Origin of the sequence: Leptospira adleri, from assembly GCF_002811985.1 — a bacterium.
GTDB classification, from domain to species: domain Bacteria; phylum Spirochaetota; class Leptospiria; order Leptospirales; family Leptospiraceae; genus Leptospira; species Leptospira adleri.
The window spans coordinates 1-2,392 of the sequence record NZ_NPDU01000148.1; the positions used below are offsets into that span (position 1 = coordinate 1).

The 2,392-nt window shown below is 37.7% G+C and carries 4 protein-coding genes; all 4 read right to left on the reverse strand.

All coding sequences use genetic code 11. The annotated features are described in order from the left end of the window. Window positions 1–630 precede the first annotated feature (630 nt). On the reverse strand, window positions 631–831 hold the full coding sequence (locus tag CH376_RS23815) for a toxin-antitoxin system, antitoxin component (protein WP_100788600.1): 201 nt from the start codon (window positions 829–831) through the stop codon (window positions 631–633). 4 nt (window positions 832–835) lie between these two features. Further along, window positions 836–1,126, reverse strand: a complete 291-nt coding sequence (locus tag CH376_RS23820) for a BrnT family toxin (protein WP_100788602.1) — start codon at window positions 1,124–1,126, stop codon at window positions 836–838. A 323-nt stretch (window positions 1,127–1,449) separates the two neighbouring features. Beyond that, a complete protein-coding gene (locus CH376_RS23825) occupies window positions 1,450–1,773 on the reverse strand; it encodes a type II toxin-antitoxin system PemK/MazF family toxin (protein WP_100788603.1) in 324 nt (107 codons plus the stop codon). Beyond that, a complete protein-coding gene (locus CH376_RS23830) occupies window positions 1,767–2,015 on the reverse strand; it encodes an AbrB/MazE/SpoVT family DNA-binding domain-containing protein (RefSeq protein WP_100788604.1) in 249 nt (82 codons plus the stop codon). Before CH376_RS23830 ends, CH376_RS23825 begins: the two co-directional genes overlap by 7 nt. Window positions 2,016–2,392 lie beyond the last annotated feature (377 nt).

A 2,392-nucleotide genomic window follows, 5' to 3' on the forward strand; every position in this document is an offset into this window, starting at 1 on the left:
GGAACTAAAAAGTATGTTGACATGGAGAAATTAAAAGAGTTAAAAACTTTAAAGCTCATGGCTTGATCGTGTGAGGAGAGCTCTTCTCAAGTTCTCATTTGTGCGAAACTTTAAGGACACTATCCCCTTGTGAGACAAGTTGTTCTATTCGATCCAAGTAACCTTTGATCTGACTCAACCAACCACCCAATGCATTAATAAAGTTTCTATTAATTATTGGTGAAATTAATTCATTATATCGCTCATTGCCCCCCGCACAGGATTCAAGGAATCTTAGAAGCTCCATTTTCAAATTATCGACTTCAGAAAAAATCATTAAGAGGACCTAATTCCTCATGACCAACAGTTTGATCCCAATAAGTTTTAATATCGCTTCGTATATTTTCTATACTCGTAGTTTTGATGTTCCAGTTTTAGGTTATGGCGTCTAACGATGTAGGTTTTCCGACGTCGCTGGTCCCGAAGGGACGCGAAACGTTTTTTACTAAAATACATTACTTTTACAATTTAACTCCGTGAGCGAAGCGATGTGGCTTGCCCCGGAGTGAGGGTTTGCATTAGCAAATCCCGAACGAAGCGGAAAACCGAAGTTAGGCGCGATCGGTGGCGTTTGATAAGCTTGGGTTAAAATTAGATTAAGGAATCGTGCAATTCCATTTCTTTTTGTAAAATTGTATTAATAATCGTGCTAAGATCTTTATTCTTTTTAAGAGCTATTTTCTTATAATATTCTTCCAATTGAGGATCGAGGTACACAGGAAAATGGAGATCTTTTAAATCTCGTGAATAAATACCGCGCTTCCCTTTTGAAAAATCGTATTCTTCTCTCATATCTTTAAATATCAGTTGAGTAGTATTGAGCCTTCTCTGAATTCGAAGCTGGCCTTGCTGATATAATCCTTATTATTTCTTCATCATTTTGCGTTCGATCAACAAAAATTACAACTGCAATAGTAATATTTTCAATCATTCCAAGTGCAATTTCTCTGACTTCACCAATGGAATGATCTGGATCAGAAATGTAAATAGTTCTCGGATCCGCAAAAACCAATGAGGCTTCTCCGAATGAAAGACCGTGTTTCTGAATATTTATTCTTTCTTTATTGATATCCCATTCAAAACGCACTTAGATAGCTAATACAGATACTATATATATGTAAAGTCTTTATTTTCGTTGTCTCAATTGAGTTATTTCAAAATCTGCCGAATAGAAAGTTTGATATCCGCCACTGTCGCCTAACGAAAGAGTCTCCTCGACGTTTGCGGTCCTGGAACGCGCCTAAGCACGCGGAAGAATTGGAACGAGGTTTGAGTGAGCCTTAGCGAACGGCTTGCAAACCGAGTGACAAAGCAAATGTGCCGAAGGCCAAGCGAGAGTTGCGATAGCAATCTCGAAGCGCAGTGAGAAACCGAAGTTAGACGACGGTTTTTATTAAATCAATTGATGGCTTAATCAGCCAACATTTCCTTTATAATCAGTTTCATTTTATTAACTGTTTTGGGATCTATTTTTCCTAACTTTTTTGCCAGACGTGTTTTATCAACGGTTCGGATTTGATCTAACACAATCCAACCTTTCTTTCCTTGAAATGTCAATTCGACTCTTGTTGGATAAGATCGTGATTTAGTCGTCATTGGTGCAACAATGATTGTCCCAATAGTTTTATTCATTTCGTTAGGTGAGATTATTACGCAAGGTCTTGATTTCTTTATCTCATGTCCAACCGTTGGATCCAAATTTATCAAATATACTTCGTATTGAGAAATCACCATTCCCAATCCTTGTCTGATAAATCTATTGAGTCTGAAATAAGTAATTTATCATCTTTATTAGATGACATTGCCTTAAATTGTTTTTCCCACCCTTCTCTTGGTTTCGATTTTAGAGGAACAATTATTAGTTTATTATTATCGATTAGTAAATCTACTTCTTCTTCAATATGGCATTCTTCCAAAACAGCCTTAGGGATTCGAATACCTTTTGAATTGCCTATTTTTACAACTGAAGCCTTCATGGTAATTACTATGTAATTACATTAAAATTTGTCAATCGAAAAGGGATATTTCTTTTGTTTCGAATAATCCCAAATTATCCGAATTGAATCTAAATACTCCTATTTCAAAAGGATACTTAAAAACTGTCGTCTAACGAACTAGGTTTCTCGACGTTTGCGGTTCTGGAGCGCGTCTAAACGCGCGAAAGAATTGGCGCGAGGCTTGAGTGAGCCTTAGCGAACGACCCGCAAGCCGAGTGACAAAGCAAATGTGCCGGAGGCCAAGCGAGAGTTGCGGAGCAATCTCGAAGCGCCGCGAGAAACCGAAGTTAGGCGATGCGACCGCATTTTACTTGTAACTATCTTTCCTTTGGTCAACATCAACAAAAATAACTAAT

Coding starts and splice junctions, on each gene's coding strand:
- CH376_RS23815 (WP_100788600.1), bottom strand. CDS start 831: ATGAGAGAAGAATACGATTTTTCAAAAGGGAAGCGCGGTATTTATTCA.
- CH376_RS23825 (WP_100788603.1), bottom strand. CDS start 1,773: ATGGTGATTTCTCAATACGAAGTATATTTGATAAATTTGGATCCAACG.
- CH376_RS23830 (WP_100788604.1), bottom strand. CDS start 2,015: ATGAAGGCTTCAGTTGTAAAAATAGGCAATTCAAAAGGTATTCGAATC.